We start from the raw sequence: 16,587 nt of genomic DNA, 5'->3' as shown, positions 1-16,587 counted from the left end.
AATAATTAGGTGTGTTATGAATATAGAATCAACAACGCAAAAGCACTGGCATGAAACGAGTTATGCAAAGTTAGTTGAATCGATTCAATATATTGCACAAAATTATCACGATGTGTACGCCTTGGCCTTGTACTACTATTGTGACGATGATGAACCTTGTTTTCCCAAAGTTGAACTTAACTTTAATACCAATCAACAGTTTCAAGCGCAAATTTCTGAAGCGTCGAGTCAAGCTGAAGCGAAATGGAATTATGCCTATTGGTTACAAGAACCGTCTTGGGATATTGGTGGAGAGAATGATCAGCTTTTGGCACAATGGTTTGAGCAAACGCCATTTTATTATTCTCAAAAACAGATGGAATATGCTGAACAAGAAGATGATGCGCTATTTAATGAACTTTTAGAAAAAGGCGAGCAGTTTGCTCAATTGTTTATTACACAAATAATCAAAATGGTTCAGCAATTATTTTCTGAAAATATTCTTCAAGATACATTTGGGAAAAATCTTCCAGTCATTATTCATGAGCTTGAATATTATGAAGAACCCATTTCGTGGACCAAAAGAGCCAATCCAAGTGCATTAATCAATGAATTTATGGATGCCTGTGAAAGTGATTTCTCTTAACAAAATATGCTTATGATTCAATGCTGAGGGACGTGATGTGCCCCACAGCACTTATTGAGTGGAAGCAAGCACTTTAAACGTTATAGACGAGTAAAGACTTCTTCTTGGGTCAAACGAGACTTGGGCAGTTTTGCATTAAAATCACTATCACTACGATAACCGAGTGTCATAATCACAGACGGGACCAAATTCTTTTCAATTAAGCCTAATTCTTCAGTCAGAATATCTTCGTCAAAACCACCGATTGGCGTTGCATCGATACCTTCAATACCTGCAGCTAATAGCATTTGACCCAGTGCGATAAAGGTTTGATTTTCCGCCCAGCGCTGAATATCACCTTTTTCATTACGATAATAAGAGACATAGCCTGTACGACTGTCTTTTTGACCTTGCTTGGCCTTGTCATCTTTAAAACGACCACTGAGATCATCTTGCTGAAGTAAATTACTCAGATGCTGTTCTGTGATATCGGCTTTGGTACAGAATAAAATCGTATGTGATGAATCTAAAACCTTTGGTGCGTTGTAGCTATATTTCCCGACTAAGGCTTTAGCAATACGCTGTTTGGCTGCATCATTCTCAGCAATAAAAAAATGCCAAGGCTGGATATTGATTGACGATGGGGTTAAACGCAGGATTTCAAGTAAACGTGCAAATTGTGCTTGAGGAATCTTTTTAGAAGAATCATAAGCTTTTGTGGTGTAACGTGTTTTTGCTACATTTAATACATCCATAAGGAGATCTCATATATCGTAAATTTTCGATATATTGTATGCTAAAATCGCGAAATTTGAATCTTCAAAACGTAAATAAAGGTGAAAAATCATGATTTTTAATCATGGGTAAAGTGATTTTTATCTGAAATTGTCCATTTAATAAATTTCCAATCCGCATTTTCATCCACTTCTAAAATCATTGCTTCAGATGTTTTTTCACGCCAATCCCCTAAAACAATTCTAGCTTTACCATTTACATCATGAATTTCAGGGCGATGAGTATGACCATGAACCAACAGATCGACATTATTAACTGCTTTTTCTACTGCTTGTTGGTTAACATCCATAATTTCATAGGATTTATTTTGTTGAGATTCACGGCTTTTTTTACGAAAACCATTGGCAAGTTTTTGTCTAAAACCAAGTGGAGTGCTTTTTAAAAGTCCCAATACAATTGGATTGCGAATAATTTTTTTAAATCGTTGATAAGAAATATCATCGGTACATAAAGCATCGCCATGTTCAAGACGGAATCTTTTTTCACCAATGTTAAATGTATAAAATTCAGGAAGTAATTTACCATTAAACTGATTTAAAAATGTTTGCCCTAAAGCAAAATCACGATTACCCACTTGAAAATAAATTTGATTACCAGCTTGCAAGGAAAATTGTTTTAGATGCTCAATAATTTCATCTAACCAAGGCGCAGTATAATCATCCCCAATCCAAGCATTAAACCAGTCACCGAGAATAAACAGTTGCGTATTTTGATATTTATAGTGTTCTAATAAATCAAAAAACCCTCGAACCAGTCGAGGGTGTTCTGGTGACAAATGTAAATCAGCGATAAACAGATAGGTCACTTATTTTTCCTATTTAATAATTCCTCCCAAGCTTGCTTTGTAAAGGGAACAGTATTCCTTTATTTAAAAGTCAGCTTCGGGAGGATTTATAAATTATTCAGAGATAATTTTTGCAGATTCAATCACAATGTTTTCTAAAGGAACATCAGCATGATAACCACGGTTACCTGTACGAACGCCTTTGATTGCTTCAACGATGTCTAAACCTTCAGTTACTTTACCAAATACTGCATAACCCCAACCTTGAGCAGTTTTACCTGTATGGTTAAGGAAAGAGTTGTTTTTTACATTGATAAAAAATTGTGCAGAAGCAGAGTGAGGCGCTTGAGTACGTGCCATTGCAATCGTACCTTCGTCATTGCTTAAACCATTGTCCGCTTCATTTTCAATTGAATCACGTGTGGTTTTTTCTTTGAAGTTTTCATCCATGCCACCGCCTTGGATCATGAAACCATCAATAACACGATGGAAGATTACGCCATCATAAAAACCATCACGAACATATTCTAAAAAGTTAGCAACAGTTTTTGGTGCTTTTTCAGAGTTAAGTTCAAGAACAATACGTCCTTTGTTGGTGTTTAATTCGACTTGAGGAAAACTCATTCTATAATCTCCTAATCATGACTAAAAATGTCATGGGTTTTTGGTTGAGAGAAGCATAAGCAAACTGTAAACTACATAGCAAGTAAAAATGTGAAATTCTTTTGTTAAAAAAGGATAAAATCACATTTTCTATATTCAATTTTAACTTTTAGAAGTGATTTATCAACTATGAAGCCAAATGATGTTGTTTCAGAACTGCCAAAAACCCCGACAAATAGTCCAAGCCCTGTCGATAATGCGCAGCAAGAACAACAAGCGGGCTTAGATTTTGTACGCCAAGTCATTACAGAGGATTTGGCAGCGGGCCGTACACAAAAAGTTGTTACACGTTTTCCACCTGAGCCAAATGGTTATCTACATATTGGCCATGTAAAGGCTATTTGCTTAAATTTTGGCATCGCTCAAGAATACGATGGTTTGTGTAACTTGCGTTTTGATGACACCAACCCAGATGCTGAGGAACAAGAATATGTTGATGGTATTGCCAATGACGTAAAATGGTTAGGTTTTGAATGGAATGGCGAACCCCGCTATGCATCAAGCTATTTTGACCAATTACATGCGTGGGCAGTTCAGTTGATCAAACAGGGCGATGCTTATGTAGATTTACAAAGCCCAGAAGAAATTAGAATTAATCGTGGTAATTTTGTTGAGCCAGGTAAAAACTCACCTTATCGTGATGCATCTATTGAAGAAAACCTTGCTCGTTTTGAAAAAATGAACAATGGTGAGTTGGCAGAGGGTGAAGCAGTATTACGTGCCAAAATTGATATGACATCACCAAATGTACATATGCGTGATCCAATTCTATATCGTGTACTTCATTCAGAACATCACCAAACGGGTGATAAATGGAAAATGTACCCAATGTATGACTATGCTCATCCATTGTCAGATGCGATTGAAGGGATTACCCATTCATTATGTACCTTAGAGTTTCAAGACCATCGTCCATTTTATGATTGGGTGGTTGAAAAAGTGCATTCACAATCAGTTCCACGTCAGTATGAATCTAGCCGTTTAAATATAGACTATACGATTACCTCTAAACGTAAATTACGTAAATTGGTAGAAGGTAACTATGTTCATGGTTGGGATGACCCGCGTATGCCAACTGTGGTGGGCATGCGTCGTCGTGGTTTTACCCCTGAAGGGTTACGTGAGTTCTGTAAGCGTGTAGGCGTGTCTAAAACAGACGGTATCGTTGATGTGGCTATGCTTGAGTTCTGTATTCGTCAATCTCTTGAAAATACAGCAGCACGTGGTATGGCTGTTTTAAATCCGCTGAAAGTAACTTTGACTAACTTGCCAGCAGATTTGGACTTAAGCCATGCACGTCATCCAAATGTAGATATGGGCGATCGTATTATTCCTTTAACCTCTGAAATCTTTATTGATCGTAAAGACTTTGAAGAAGTTCCACCAAAAGGTTTTAAACGTTTAGTTCCTGAGGGTGAAGTACGTTTACGTCATGCTTATGTGATCAAGTGTGATGAAGTGATTAAAGATGCCAATGGCGAAGTGATCGAGTTGAAATGTTCAATTGATCCTGAAACTTTAGGTAAAAACCCAGAAGGTCGTAAAGTGAAAGGCGTTGTACATTGGGTTTCTGCGTCGAAAGGGATTCCTGCTGAGGTTCGTGTTTACGATCGTTTATTCACCGAAGCTGCACCAGATGCAGATGATAATTTCTTGGCAAATTTAAATCCAGAGTCTTTAACGGTACTTCAAGCGGTGATCGAGCCTGCTTTGGCCCAAGCGCAACCAGAAGATCGTTTCCAGTTTGAGCGTGAGGGTTATTTTGTTGCGGATCAATATGATCATACAGCAGATAAACCTGTGTTTAACCGTGTCTTAGATTTGAAAGATAGCTTTAAACCGGGTAAATAATTTTATTCAATCTTGAATAAAATCATGATTTAAGACCTAGCTTCGGCTAGGTCTTTTTTATGCTGTTTAAAATTGATTGAGGAATACTATAGAAAAGCGATATAGTAAATGCACAAATAATAATCAGGACAAAAATATGTCTTCCCAATTTGATTTTGTTACGGTCCATATTAAACCTAATGTTCATTATAAAGGGCGCTCAATCAGTTATCTTATCGAATGCAAAGATGGTTCGAAGAAAACATTAGGGGTCATTTTACCCACAGAGAAACCTTTAACTTTTGAAACGCATGTGACTGAGCGCATTGAGATTGTCTCTGGAAAATGCTTGGTTCGGATAGCAGATCAAGAAGAAATGGAAGTCTATAGTTCTGGAGAGTCTTTTACTGTTCCTGCAAATAGCCGTTTTAGTCTGCAATCCAGCGAAGTTGTAGATTATGTTTGTCATTTGGAATAACGGATAACGTTAGCCAAATCATCATTAGAATTCTTTAAAGTAATCCTGTAAATACTCAATAAAAACTTTACTTTATCAGAGATTAATTTTTTATCGGGAATAACAGCATAAATAGCAGTGGGTTCTATCATAAAATCAGGAAGCACATGAACCAGTTTTCCTGAATCTAAATCGTTTTTGACATGCCAAAGTGAGTGATTAGATATGCCGAGCCCTGCCAAAGATGCCTGACGAATCCCTTCGCCTGAGTTGGTAATAAAATAGCCATTTACCTGAATATCTAATCTTCTATTTGGGTTAGCATGATCCACAAAGTTCCATGTATTGCTGATGCCTTGTTGATGACGTTGCACGATACAACGATGTTGCTGTAAATCCTCTAAACGTTTCGGGATACCAAATTTAGCGAGATATTCAGGTGCAGCACAAAGTAAGCGCTTATTGATAGCTAATGGTTTTGCGATGAAAGAAGAATCTTGTAGTTTGCCAATGCGAATCGCAAGATCCATGCCTTGACTAATAAGATCTACATTTTGGTCATTTAAATCTAAATTGATTAATAATTCAGGGTGTTGTTTTAAAAACTCAGCAATAACCTAAACCAGTATCTGTGTTCCAAAGGTTGCGGAAGCCGTGATATTGATGCTTCCTGAAAGTTTTTGATCTTGAAGCTTTAAATTTTCGGTTAATGTCTGGAAACTATCGAGTAGTGGACGTCCTTGCTCAATCAATATTTTGGCTTCTTCGGTCAGACTCAGTTTCCGTGTCGTGCGATAAAAAAGTTTAAGACTGAGCTGATTTTCAAGCCTTTGCACTCGTTGACTTGCCACTGAAACTGCAATATTGGCTTCTTTTGCCGCTTGGCTGATTGAACCTAAATCTGCGACACGTAAGAAGAATTGAAAGTCTTGTGTATTCATTTTCCATAAAATCGAAAAAGTAATTCCTTATTATCCTGATTTTTAAAATAATACCAAGTTGTTATTTTGTGATGAGACACATTATTCAATCAAGGTGAATGATCATGAAATATAATTTTTTAGGCAATTCTGGTTTAAAAGTATCTGAGTTGGGATTTGGTGCTGGAACCTTTGGTGGGAAAGGTCCTCTATTTTCTGCATGGGGACAAGCAGGGCAGAAAGAAGCCAATCAAATGATTACTACATGTATAGATGCAGGAATTAATTTCTTTGATACGGCCGATGTGTATTCAGACGGTGAATCTGAAAAAATGCTTGGAATTGCATTAGCGCCGTATCGGCACAGTGCAATTATTTCAACTAAAGTTGCGCTTCGTAGCAATGAACAAGTGAATCAGGTCGGATTGAGTCGTCATTATTTAATTCATGCTGTAGAGCAATCATTAAAACGCTTAAATACAGACTATATCGATGTTCTACAGTTACATCAGTTTGATAGCTTTACTTCGTTAGATCAGCTTATGAAAACTTTAGATGAATTGGTCCGAAGCGGAAAAGTTCGTTATATCGGGGCTTCTAATTTTTCAGGCTGGCAATTGATGAAAGCGCAGTCGATTGCAGATCGTTATGGTTATGAAAAAATGGTGGCACATCAAGTGTATTATTCATTGATAGGTCGGGATTATGAATGGGAACTGATGCCTTTAAATCATGATCAGCATATTGGTGCTGTTGTGTGGAGTCCTTTGGGATGGGGACGTTTGACAGGTAAGTTTGATCGTGAGCATCCTTTGCCTGAAAATAGTCGCTTACATGAAACAGCACAATTTGCGCCACCTGTAAACGAAGAATATCTCTATCAAGTGATAGACGCATTAAAACAGATTGCATTAGACACGGGATATTCAGTCCCTCAAATTGCTTTAAAATGGTTGCTCACACGTCCTACAGTGTCTACTGTACTGATTGGTGCTCGAAATCAACAACAATTGCAAGATAATCTCATTGCAACAGATCTAGTGCTTACGGATTCACAATTACAGCGTTTAAATCAAGTCAGTGCGGTTTATCCAGCATATCCATATTACCCGTATTGGAATGGTCAATTTTCAGAGCGCTATCAGCGCATTGTTGAATCATCACTTATTCAAAACTAATTCGTTAAATTTGTTAACAAAAACATGATACTGATTACATAGCACTTATGTTATCAGTATCACTTTGTTATCCATATATAGTTCTATATAAGCTTAGAAGAGTAATAAGAATGAATCCAACCATTGAAACTCAAATGTTAATTCGTAAACCTGTCTCTGCGGTTTTTAATGCATTTATTGATCCTGAAATTACTTCAAAATTCTGGTTTAGTCGTTCTACAGGCCCGCTAAAAGAAGGTAAAATTGTGCAATGGAGTTGGGATAAGTATCAAGTCAGCGCAAAGGTTATGGTATTTAACATTATTGAAAATAAATTGATTCAAATTACTTGGGGTGAACCCAAAACATCGGTAGATTTTATATTTGAAGAAATTAGCCCCGAGCACACCTATTTAAAAATTAGAAATTACGATATTTCACTACAAGGCTCTGAACTGATTCAATTTATTATAGATGCAACTGGGGGATTCACCACAGTGCTGGATGGTTTAAAAGCTTATTTGGAACATGGAATAGAACTCAAATTGGTTGAAGACAAATTTCCACCATTTTAATGGTGATTTAAAATCAGGGCTTTGCCTAACGTCATGTGAACAACCTAGTTGAGTATTTTACTTTTTAGGCTGTTGTTCTTTAAGTGATAAATAGGTTGGAAGTTTTAATTTTGACTGAGCCCTGAGTTTCATTTTTATATATAAAACCAATGCAAAACAGGTGGTTGCAACTGTTAAAAATAAGCCATTCATATAGGTCATGATTGAACTGATATAGCCAATCGTGGTTAAACGGTTCATCATTTTTACCACTTGAGGGCTACTTTCAACCCCTGTAATTGCCCAACTACACAGATGTTCACAATTATTGATAATCAAATGGTAGCTGTTTTCGTTCATACGTGTACGCATACGTCGGACCACATGACGACCAGAAAACTTAGGTTGATCATAGTAACGGACACGAATCACTTTACCATGTGAAAATTTTTCAAGTGAAGTGATTTCGATAGGACGTTTTTTTACAAAATGTGCCAGCCCAGAATAATGTATAACACGACCTTTACCAGCATAGATTCCATGATGGCTATAGCCAAAATGTTTGACGATTAAATGCGCACCTAACGGGTATTTAGCTATTTGTTTTGTCTGCATATTCCACTCAGTTCAAATAAAGTGTACACATGTATTTAATTGAAAGGATAGTTTGATTATAACCATGCAAAATGAATTTGATAGCCCTTAAAGTGATAATTAAGTAAAAAAATGCATTAAAAGTGCTAATTAGCCTTCATTATTCAATAGATCACACGATAAAATATGACGCTTTGAATGGGGATGTTATGAATTTTAAAACTGGGGTATATGCGCTGATAAGCATGATGGGTTTGAGTGCACTTTCCTTTCAAGTCAATGCCAATACTGACTATATCAAAATAATCAAAGACAAGAAGGTGATCGCAGATGCTGTTCGTATCGACGATCTGGATCAGTTACAACTATTTTTAAAAAACCAACAAGGGCAAACCTATAAAAAGTTCGCAGCTGTGCAAAAAGAGCGTAAAAATTGTCAGATCAGTTTTGCCATGAATGCAGGAATGTATCACCCTAATTTTGCACCAGTAGGCTTGTACATTGAACAAGGTAAACAACAAATAGAATTAAACCAACAAAAAAACAAATTTGGTAATTTTTTTATGCAACCCAATGGTGTGGTTGCTTGGAACAATAAACAAGCTGTGATTAAAACCACAGAGCAATATCTTAAATCTAATTTTAAAGCTCGCTATGCTACACAATCTGGTCCAATGTTATTGATCAATGGTGAGATCAATCCAATTTTTGTTAAAAACTCAGATTCGTTAAAAGTTCGCAATGGGGTGGGAATTAAAAATAATCAACTGTATTTCGTGATAAGTCGTGGAAAAATTAATTTTTATAATTTTGCTGATATTTTTAAGTCGCAGCTTAAAACAGATCAAGCTTTATATTTAGATGGTTCAATTTCAAGTGCATTCATTCCACAAGTGAAAAGAAATGATCAGACTTATGATTTAGGCCCGATGTTTATTTATAGTGAAGCAAAAAATTGTGACGATTAAAATGGCAAAATTAAAGTTTTAGTTTTTATTTACAGGAAAAAAATGGATGCCTGCAAATAGAAGCATCCATTTTTGTAAATCAAGGATAAATTACTTAACCATACCAATGATTGAAGATTGTGCTTTACAGGCTTGAATAGCGTCTTCTTTAGATAACTTTTTAATTTCTTCTTCAAAGGCTTTTTTCTGTTCTTTTAGTGAATCTTCAGGAATGCCACTTTGTTTTGCCAAGTCTTCCATATGCTTCCAAGATTCTTCACATTCCTTTGGCATACCACCACATGCGGTTAAGATAGTGCCTAAAGCGAGAATTGGAATTAAACGTAATAATTTCATATTCTGATCCTTTAATTTAAGTTGGTTTTTTACTCAGGTTTATTCATATTGATCATTAAAATTTATAGCGTATACAAATGACGGAAAAATGAATTTGTCTTTGAATAAAAAGAAAAAGACTTCATTCTCAAGTATATACACTAGAATGAAGTCTACGCTAAAAAATAATTTTAACAAGATCACGCATCGAGCATTAGAAACGGTAACCTATTTTTAGACCATAGCCTATGGCATTGTTGTCTTGATAATCGCCTTGTTGGGCAATTTCTGAAGCACCGGGTACCGGAATGTAATAGGTACCATCTTGTGCCGTGGCGTCCCCAATCCAAATATATTTGATGCTTCCTGCGATAAAGTAATTGTCAGTAGGATTGTATTGAACACCCAACCCTAAGCCCCAACCGCCTTTGGTAGGATTTAATACAGAAGCAGGATTTCCAGTACCAGAATCCCATGAAACATCAGCCGACCCAGCCCATTTTTGTGTGAATTGATGTCCTAAGCCAACAGTGATGCTGTATTGGTCTTTTTGATAGTCATCCAGATTAAATCCACCAGCATATAGGCCTTGGCTTAACTCAGCCGTTGCCAGTTCAGTGAGTGCGCCAAACTGTGTTGGACGGATTCTAAAATCTTTCCAATTTACCCAACGCGCATTTAAATATGCCAACGTATCTTTATAAACCCCTGTTTGAAAATCTAAATTTACCGATTGTGGCGTGTTGATTTCTGTATCTTTATCAGTGGTGAATGCTAAAGGTTGTCCAAAAATGGTTTCTTGAGCATCTATTTTGTGCTTGATTTTAGAACGATAAGTCACGGCTGCCTTTAAAGCAATTTCAGGAATCTGAAAAGCAGCACCAGCAAGCCATCCAACAGCACTATCTTGTTTAAAGTTGGCATCATAGCCATTAAACACACTCATCGAATTACCACGTAAAGACACTTTACCTTTGACTGTCTGGTATACGCCACCGCCGTAGAGGTTAAAATGAGCATCTGGCTGAAAACCAAATAGCATCGCAATATTTTGAGTATCAACATCCGCAAGGGTACCTTTCATACTGATTTCAGTATCAGAGAAGGTATTATTGCTACGTAAAGGATATTCGATTGCAGCACCATAAGGTTGATCATAGATGAGCCCAAAGGAAACTTTTGGCGCAATTTGCAGTTTTAATGCTGCATTATAGTATTGATATGATTGTGCCATATCACCTGTACTCAGATCATTGCTGCCTGCATTGACTAAATCAGGTCGATTTCGGACTTTGCCTGATACTTTCGGGTCAACTGCGGCAATACTGGCTTCGAAATAATTCTTGTCTTCAAGAAACGCCAGTATCGATTGACCAGATTGATCCATCGCAGCTGCATGAGTATAAGCAGTGGGTAAAACGCTGAGGATACTGAGAATGAGTGATTGAGTTTTCATGCTTTTCTTTCCTTGAATGTTTTTTTTATTTCGCATATAAAATTCAGACAAAACTATAGTGAATAATAGAGGTTAAGCTATTAGTTTATTTAAGTTTTATCTGAAAGCTTTATGATTTTAGTGAATCATTTTTACTGGATTTAATAAAGGGGTGTAATGACCAATTTAAGGGGGGATTATCGGACAATTCATATGTGCATTGTCTTAAGAAGTTGCCTTAGATCATTGAAGAATATTGAAGGATCAATCGCTGATTTAAAAATGATTATTTTCCAAAAAGAAGTAATTTAAAATGACTGCTTTGATCGATCAGGAATTGATAGATCAGCAATGGTACAAAATAACCTCAACAAGATGATTAAGTTCATCAATGATTTATTAAATATTGAGTCAAGCGATCTAGGTGGATAGCTTATTGCTGCAAAATTTATTAGTATTTAATCTGAATTACCTTGTCATACCAACAGGGTAAACTATTCGCTGCCAGTTTATTTGGAATGGAATTTACGTATCGCTATGAACTATAAAAGATCCTCTGTCATGGAAGAGAAAATGCAACAGAACCGCGAGATGATTTTATTGTCTGCACGAGAACTGGTTGCACAAGGAGGATTTAAAGATGCACAAATTCAAGCGATTGCAGATCGGGCAGGCGTTTCAAGTGGACTGGTCTATCGTTATTTTGAAAATAAAAATCAGGTATTGATTGAAGTTTTAAATGCGGCGATTCATATCGAAGTCAATATTCTCAATGATATTGCACATACCCAACTCAGCGCTGTAGAAAAACTAGATCGCGCCGTTACAACTTTTGTAAAAAGGGCAATGAATAGCCCTCGACTGTCTTATTCTTTATTATTTGAACCTGTCGATCCTCAATTTGAGTTAGAACGTTTTCAAAGCAAGCAATTGATTAAAGAAAGTATTATTAAAATTTTGACCGAAGGACGTCATTCAGGTGAGTTTATTTTTGAGGATTTAAATACCACCGCATTGTGCATCGTGGGTGCAATGACTTTTGTTGTGATTGAACCTTTAAGTATCGCCAAGACCAAGCGTTTTGATAAAAGCTATAAAGAGTATTTTGTAAAACAAATCGCTGATTTTTGTTTACAGGCAGTGAAAGTCAAACATCCTCAGGAATAATAATATTAATCATCATTGCAAGGCTTAAAGAAATGGCAAAGGACTTTAATAATCCAGTTGTAGTTGAAGGATATGATGCACATATTCGTAAATTAATTCCCGGTTATGAACTGATACATTTACAAGTCCATGCTGTATTAAAGAGCTATGTATCGACTCAAGCGAAGATTTTAGTCGTGGGATGTGGTACAGGTTATGAACTGCAATATTTGGCTGAGCAATTTCCTCATTGGAATTTTACAGCAATAGATCCTGCAGCAAATATGATTGATAAAGCCAAACAACATATAGCAGATTTAGGGCTTTGTTCTCGAATTCAGTTTATACAAGGTGATACATCTGTTCTTAAACGAGTCGATGTGAGTTTTGATGTGGCTTTGGCGATCTTGGTTTCACATTTTGTTCCAGTTGATGCAAAAGCACAATTCTTAAAAGATATTGCAAATCACCTAAGCAGTACTGGTCTATGTTTAAGTTATGAGTTGATGGAAATTTCGAATACCAAACAATTACAAGCTTTAAAAAATCTGAGTTTAGCAACCGGATTAACAGAAAAACAGGCGCAACTTATGACCGATCGTATTGAACAAGATTTTGCTTTAATTTCTGTTGATGAAATGAGTGCTTTGTATTTACAAGCAGGTTTTAAGCGTGTGGAAAACTTTGCTCAAGTATTGAATTATCATGGTTTTATTGCATTTAAAACGGATTAAGAAAAACCTCTAAGTAATAACTAAAAATCATTTTTTGCTTAAAGTAAATCAATCAGTCATATTTCTATGAGCTATATACGCTTATAAAAAAGTTCCTTATCCAAATGGTTGAAGGAACTTCTTTATTTTGGATCATCGTCAAAGCTTAAAAGATTATTTCTCTTTGCTTTCTTTTTCAGGTTCTTTCACCACATTGACATCATATAGATGAGCAAGGGCGGAAAGTAAACGAATTTTAGGATCTGCATTTGAAATCTTAATGCTTTGATCTGCTTCAAGTGTGATTAATTTCTCCGCAACAAAATAATCGACAATTTGTGTGATTTCACTCTCAATCTCAGACTCATCCCATTTTAAAAAGAAGGCTTTTTGTATAAGTGGGTATTGTTCGATGACTTGGGTATATAAATCAGATTTTGAAATCTCAAATTGCTGCTGCTCTGTTTCAACACGCAATACTTTGGCAATCAGTGCTGGCAGGATAAACGTGTGCAGAATGTTATTACTGAAATACTTAAGTAAGCCCACCTGTATATCACTGACTTTCACCCAACGTTCATTATCATGCTCAATCAATTCAACTTGTTTAAGCTTCATGGCATATTGAATGATTTCTGTGTTGGAAAGCTCAGTGATTTGCATACGCTCATCATAACGATGCTGTTTGAGTAGATTACGGAATTGTTCTAAACGTACCAATACTTCACGCTCTGCCAAAGCATGCGTTGGTGCATTTAACAAGACTAGAGAAATCAAACTGATAGGATTAATCACTACGGCTTTATTGATATTTTCCAAAATATCAAATGCAACATCATTGACCGTGGCTTTAACAGACTCAGGCATCTCTTCATGCAAAGCAACACGTTGTGGAGCATTGTTCTTTTTTAAGATCTCTTCAAGGAAAACTGGTTCACCTAAATTGACGTGGACAACACCAAAGACTTTTTCAATCTTTTGAATAGATTTAAGTAGTCCAAATAGTGATTCAGCTTGTTTTTTCTGTCCACCCAGTTCTTTTATGTATGAACTGCCTTCGATCAGTTTTTCATATCCAAAGTAAGTCGGAATAAAGGCAATCGGTTTACTATTCCCACGCAAATAACTTTGGATGGTCATTGCGAGCATCCCTTTTTTAGGCGGCAATAAAAGTCCAGTACGAGAACGACCACCTTCAATAAAATATTCCATTGGTGTATTTCGATTGAGCATACTGTAGATATATTCTTTAAAGACAGCGGTATAAAGCGCATTACCATTAAAGCTACGTCGAATAAAGTATGCACCTGCACCACGCATCAGTTGCCCAACCACAGGCATATTTAAATTAATACCTGCTGCAATATGCGGAACCATCAAGCCACGGTTATAAATCACATAAGACAATAACAAATAGTCAATGTGGCTGCGATGACAAGGGGTATAGACAATTTCATAATCTTTGGCAAGTTCACGAACTGTATCGAAATTATGTACTTCGATACCGTCATAGAGCTGGGTCCACAATTTAGTTAAAGCAATTTCAGCAAAGCGTAAGGTCGAATAAGAGAAATCAGAGACGATTTCATCGAGGTATTTATGCGCGAGTGCTTCGGCTTCATTGATGCTAATTTTTTTATGAATACTTTCATTGAGAATGGCTTCTTTGACCGCATCACTCACCATGAGTTTGTTAATCACATTGCGACGATCTGAAATATCAGGACCAAGAATTGCTTCTTTATAGCCATTAAATTGTTTATTGAGCTCAGTCACCACATAATGCGCTGGTGAAAAATTGGGTGTGAGTTCAATGGCTGAATCGATTAACTGGCGTAAAGAAACTGCTTGATGGAATTCAATATAATTATTACGGCCATACAGGGTAATATTCAGTGCTTGCTTAATGCCCGTTGGTTTAGCCCAAGCATCGGTCATCAATGCTTTATACCAGCTATCTTCATTCTCTGGTGCACGTCCCCATAAAATTGTTGTTGGTACTAAAAGCACATCTTGCTCAGGATGTTTCAGTAAATATTCGACTAAGCGAATAATTTTATCTGGGTAGTATGCAGAAGCATTGCTTTTTGTTGGTTCTAAAATGATAAAACGATCATCTTCCTGATAATCTGCCCCTAGATTAAGTGGCGCAAAAGCAGGGCTGAGTTTTCTTTTTTCTGTTTCATTGTCGATCAAGACTTTATTTGAAGTTGAGTCGTCTTGAATGACATAACAAATCGGAAAATTAGCTGTGTTTGGATCATTAACTGTATTTTCAAGAGTTTTTGTATCGCCTAAAACTTGTGGGCTGACGATTTTATCTAAGATTTTTTTTGTAAATTGACGATAAAATTTTTGATAAGCATTACTTGCCATAATATTCTCTGAATATGAGTCATATCGTTATTATGCTTGAAATAATATACAAATATATAGTTTGATTTGACGACAAATCGGTCAAACACTTTGCCTAAAAACTAAACTTATGATTTTTATCAATAAACTATTTCGATATTGGTATAATTAAATTCAGTTACTCAATATCAAAGTTTCATAGAAAAGCATTATGATAGATTGATATAAATTCATTTAAATTCAAGGAAAGGTCATGTCTACAGATCCAAATTTTCCAGCAACTGAAAACTTAGGGATTGCTGTTTATTCTAATAATGCTGAGGCAATTGGAAATACACCACTTATTCGTATCAATCGTCTTATTACAGGTGGCGCAACAGTCTTAGCAAAAATTGAAAGTCGTAATCCTGCGTTTTCTGTTAAAGATCGAATTGGCGCTGCACTTATTGCAGATGCAGAAGCGAAGGGGCTTTTGAAAAAAGGCATGCATATTGTAGAACCAACCAGCGGAAATACTGGTATTGCATTGGCATTTGTAGCAGCGGCAAAAGGTTATGCCATCACTTTAACCATGCCAGCAAGTATGAGTATAGAGCGCCGTAAAGTATTAAAAGCGTTGGGTGCAAATTTAATTTTAACTGAGCCCGCAAAAGGTATGAAAGGCGCAGTTGATGAGGCAGTACGTTTAGCAACAGAACAACCTGAAACATATTATTTACCGCAACAATTTGAAAACCCAGCCAATCCTAAAATACATGAGACAACAACTGGTCCTGAAATTTGGGCTGCAACAGGCGGTAAAGTCGATATTCTTGTTGCTGGTGTCGGAACTGGCGGTACTATTTCAGGTATTTCAAGTTATTTTGAAAAGGTCAAGCAGCAAGCGATTTACTCCGTTGCTGTAGAACCCGCAGATTCACCAATTATTGGACAAACCAAACGTGGTGAAACTTTAACGCCTGGGCCACATAAGATCCAAGGGATTGGTGCAAACTTTATTCCGAAAAACTTGGATTTAGACTTAGTTGATGAAGTTATTGCTATCGACAACCAAGAAGCGATTGATTTTGCCCGTCAAAGTGCCACTCAAGAAGGTATTTTTGTCGGTATCTCTAGTGGTGCGGCGTTAGCTGCTGCTGCACAATTAGCTGCTCGTCCTGAAAATGCAGGCAAAACCATTGTGGTGATTCTTCCAGATGCGGGTGAACGTTATTTGTCTTCCGTTTTGTTTGAAGATATTTCAGCAGATTAAGCTTGAATTAAATCGTTTATGTCTATGTTGTGTATTGTTGTTATA

16 protein-coding genes and 1 pseudogene are annotated in these 16,587 nt (G+C 36.5%); 9 read left to right on the top strand and 8 right to left on the bottom strand.

Annotated features, from left to right (window positions below; genetic code table 11):
- The first annotated feature begins 16 nt into the window (after window positions 1-16).
- On the top strand, window positions 17-625 hold the full coding sequence (locus tag ACZ5QH_RS12070) for a DUF4303 domain-containing protein (protein WP_239045532.1): 609 nt from the start codon (window positions 17-19) through the stop codon (window positions 623-625).
- Between the two features lie 80 nt (window positions 626-705).
- Here the strand turns inward: ACZ5QH_RS12070 and nfsB are convergent, their stop codons facing one another.
- From nfsB to ACZ5QH_RS12055, 3 genes are all read right to left on the bottom strand, one after another.
- Complete coding sequence (gene nfsB / locus ACZ5QH_RS12065; protein ID WP_004821838.1) at window positions 706-1,359, bottom strand: oxygen-insensitive NAD(P)H nitroreductase; 654 nt, start codon at window positions 1,357-1,359, stop codon at window positions 706-708.
- Between the two features lie 98 nt (window positions 1,360-1,457).
- Window positions 1,458-2,204, bottom strand: a complete 747-nt coding sequence (locus ACZ5QH_RS12060; RefSeq protein WP_303576895.1) for a UDP-2,3-diacylglucosamine diphosphatase — start codon at window positions 2,202-2,204, stop codon at window positions 1,458-1,460.
- Between the two features lie 93 nt (window positions 2,205-2,297).
- Window positions 2,298-2,807 (bottom strand): peptidylprolyl isomerase, encoded by a 510-nt coding sequence (locus ACZ5QH_RS12055; RefSeq protein WP_004821835.1) that lies wholly within the window; start codon window positions 2,805-2,807, stop codon window positions 2,298-2,300.
- Window positions 2,808-2,975: 168 nt separating this feature from the next.
- Here ACZ5QH_RS12055 and ACZ5QH_RS12050 point away from each other — a divergent pair, with 168 nt between their 5' ends.
- Both ACZ5QH_RS12050 and ACZ5QH_RS12045 read left to right on the top strand, forming a co-directional pair.
- Entirely contained in the window at window positions 2,976-4,697 is a 1,722-nt protein-coding gene (locus ACZ5QH_RS12050; protein WP_303576896.1) for a glutamine--tRNA ligase/YqeY domain fusion protein, read from the top strand.
- A 136-nt stretch (window positions 4,698-4,833) separates the two neighbouring features.
- Window positions 4,834-5,154, top strand: coding sequence for a pyrimidine/purine nucleoside phosphorylase (locus tag ACZ5QH_RS12045; protein WP_034615323.1), 321 nt, complete (start codon window positions 4,834-4,836; stop codon window positions 5,152-5,154).
- 24 nt (window positions 5,155-5,178) lie between these two features.
- Here the strand turns inward: ACZ5QH_RS12045 and ACZ5QH_RS12040 are convergent.
- A pseudogene (locus ACZ5QH_RS12040) lies at window positions 5,179-6,074 on the bottom strand (LysR family transcriptional regulator).
- Between the two features lie 104 nt (window positions 6,075-6,178).
- On the opposite strand from ACZ5QH_RS12040, the gene ACZ5QH_RS12035 reads away from it, so the two are divergent.
- Window positions 6,179-7,231, top strand: coding sequence for an aldo/keto reductase (locus ACZ5QH_RS12035; RefSeq protein ID WP_303576897.1), 1,053 nt, complete (start codon window positions 6,179-6,181; stop codon window positions 7,229-7,231).
- Window positions 7,232-7,341: 110 nt separating this feature from the next.
- Window positions 7,342-7,785, top strand: coding sequence for an SRPBCC family protein (locus tag ACZ5QH_RS12030; protein WP_244012707.1), 444 nt, complete (start codon window positions 7,342-7,344; stop codon window positions 7,783-7,785).
- A gap of 57 nt (window positions 7,786-7,842) precedes the next feature.
- Here ACZ5QH_RS12030 and ACZ5QH_RS12025 read toward each other — a convergent pair whose 3' ends face one another.
- On the bottom strand, window positions 7,843-8,379 hold the full coding sequence (locus ACZ5QH_RS12025) for a lecithin retinol acyltransferase family protein (RefSeq protein ID WP_004821822.1): 537 nt from the start codon (window positions 8,377-8,379) through the stop codon (window positions 7,843-7,845).
- Between the two features lie 188 nt (window positions 8,380-8,567).
- On the opposite strand from ACZ5QH_RS12025, the gene ACZ5QH_RS12020 reads away from it, so the two are divergent.
- Window positions 8,568-9,326 (top strand): phosphodiester glycosidase family protein, encoded by a 759-nt coding sequence (locus ACZ5QH_RS12020; protein WP_303576898.1) that lies wholly within the window; start codon window positions 8,568-8,570, stop codon window positions 9,324-9,326.
- Between the two features lie 90 nt (window positions 9,327-9,416).
- Here ACZ5QH_RS12020 and ACZ5QH_RS12015 read toward each other — a convergent pair whose 3' ends face one another.
- Together ACZ5QH_RS12015 and ACZ5QH_RS12010 are read right to left on the bottom strand one after the other, a co-directional pair.
- The gene (locus tag ACZ5QH_RS12015; protein ID WP_004719975.1) at window positions 9,417-9,662 is read right to left on the bottom strand and encodes a hypothetical protein; all 246 of its coding nucleotides are present in this window, start codon (window positions 9,660-9,662) and stop codon (window positions 9,417-9,419) included.
- A 193-nt stretch (window positions 9,663-9,855) separates the two neighbouring features.
- Complete coding sequence (locus ACZ5QH_RS12010) at window positions 9,856-11,097, bottom strand: OmpP1/FadL family transporter (RefSeq protein ID WP_303576899.1); 1,242 nt, start codon at window positions 11,095-11,097, stop codon at window positions 9,856-9,858.
- 516 nt (window positions 11,098-11,613) lie between these two features.
- Here ACZ5QH_RS12010 and ACZ5QH_RS12005 point away from each other — a divergent pair.
- Together ACZ5QH_RS12005 and ACZ5QH_RS12000 are read left to right on the top strand one after the other, a co-directional pair.
- Entirely contained in the window at window positions 11,614-12,243 is a 630-nt protein-coding gene (locus tag ACZ5QH_RS12005; RefSeq protein WP_034615342.1) for a TetR/AcrR family transcriptional regulator, read from the top strand.
- 32 nt (window positions 12,244-12,275) lie between these two features.
- Window positions 12,276-12,956 (top strand): class I SAM-dependent methyltransferase, encoded by a 681-nt coding sequence (locus ACZ5QH_RS12000; protein ID WP_034615345.1) that lies wholly within the window; start codon window positions 12,276-12,278, stop codon window positions 12,954-12,956.
- 153 nt (window positions 12,957-13,109) lie between these two features.
- On the opposite strand, the gene plsB is transcribed toward ACZ5QH_RS12000, so the two are convergent.
- Window positions 13,110-15,311, bottom strand: coding sequence for a glycerol-3-phosphate 1-O-acyltransferase PlsB (plsB, locus tag ACZ5QH_RS11995; RefSeq protein WP_303576900.1), 2,202 nt, complete (start codon window positions 15,309-15,311; stop codon window positions 13,110-13,112).
- A 232-nt stretch (window positions 15,312-15,543) separates the two neighbouring features.
- Here plsB and cysK point away from each other — a divergent pair, with 232 nt between their 5' ends.
- A complete protein-coding gene (cysK, locus tag ACZ5QH_RS11990; RefSeq protein ID WP_154130056.1) occupies window positions 15,544-16,542 on the top strand; it encodes a cysteine synthase A in 999 nt (332 codons plus the stop codon).
- The last annotated feature ends 45 nt before the right edge of the window (window positions 16,543-16,587 follow it).

The organism is Acinetobacter sp. Ac8 (assembly GCF_055392545.1).
Note: the sequence above shows the minus strand (reverse complement) of the source record. Positions and strands in the feature narration are given on the sequence as shown.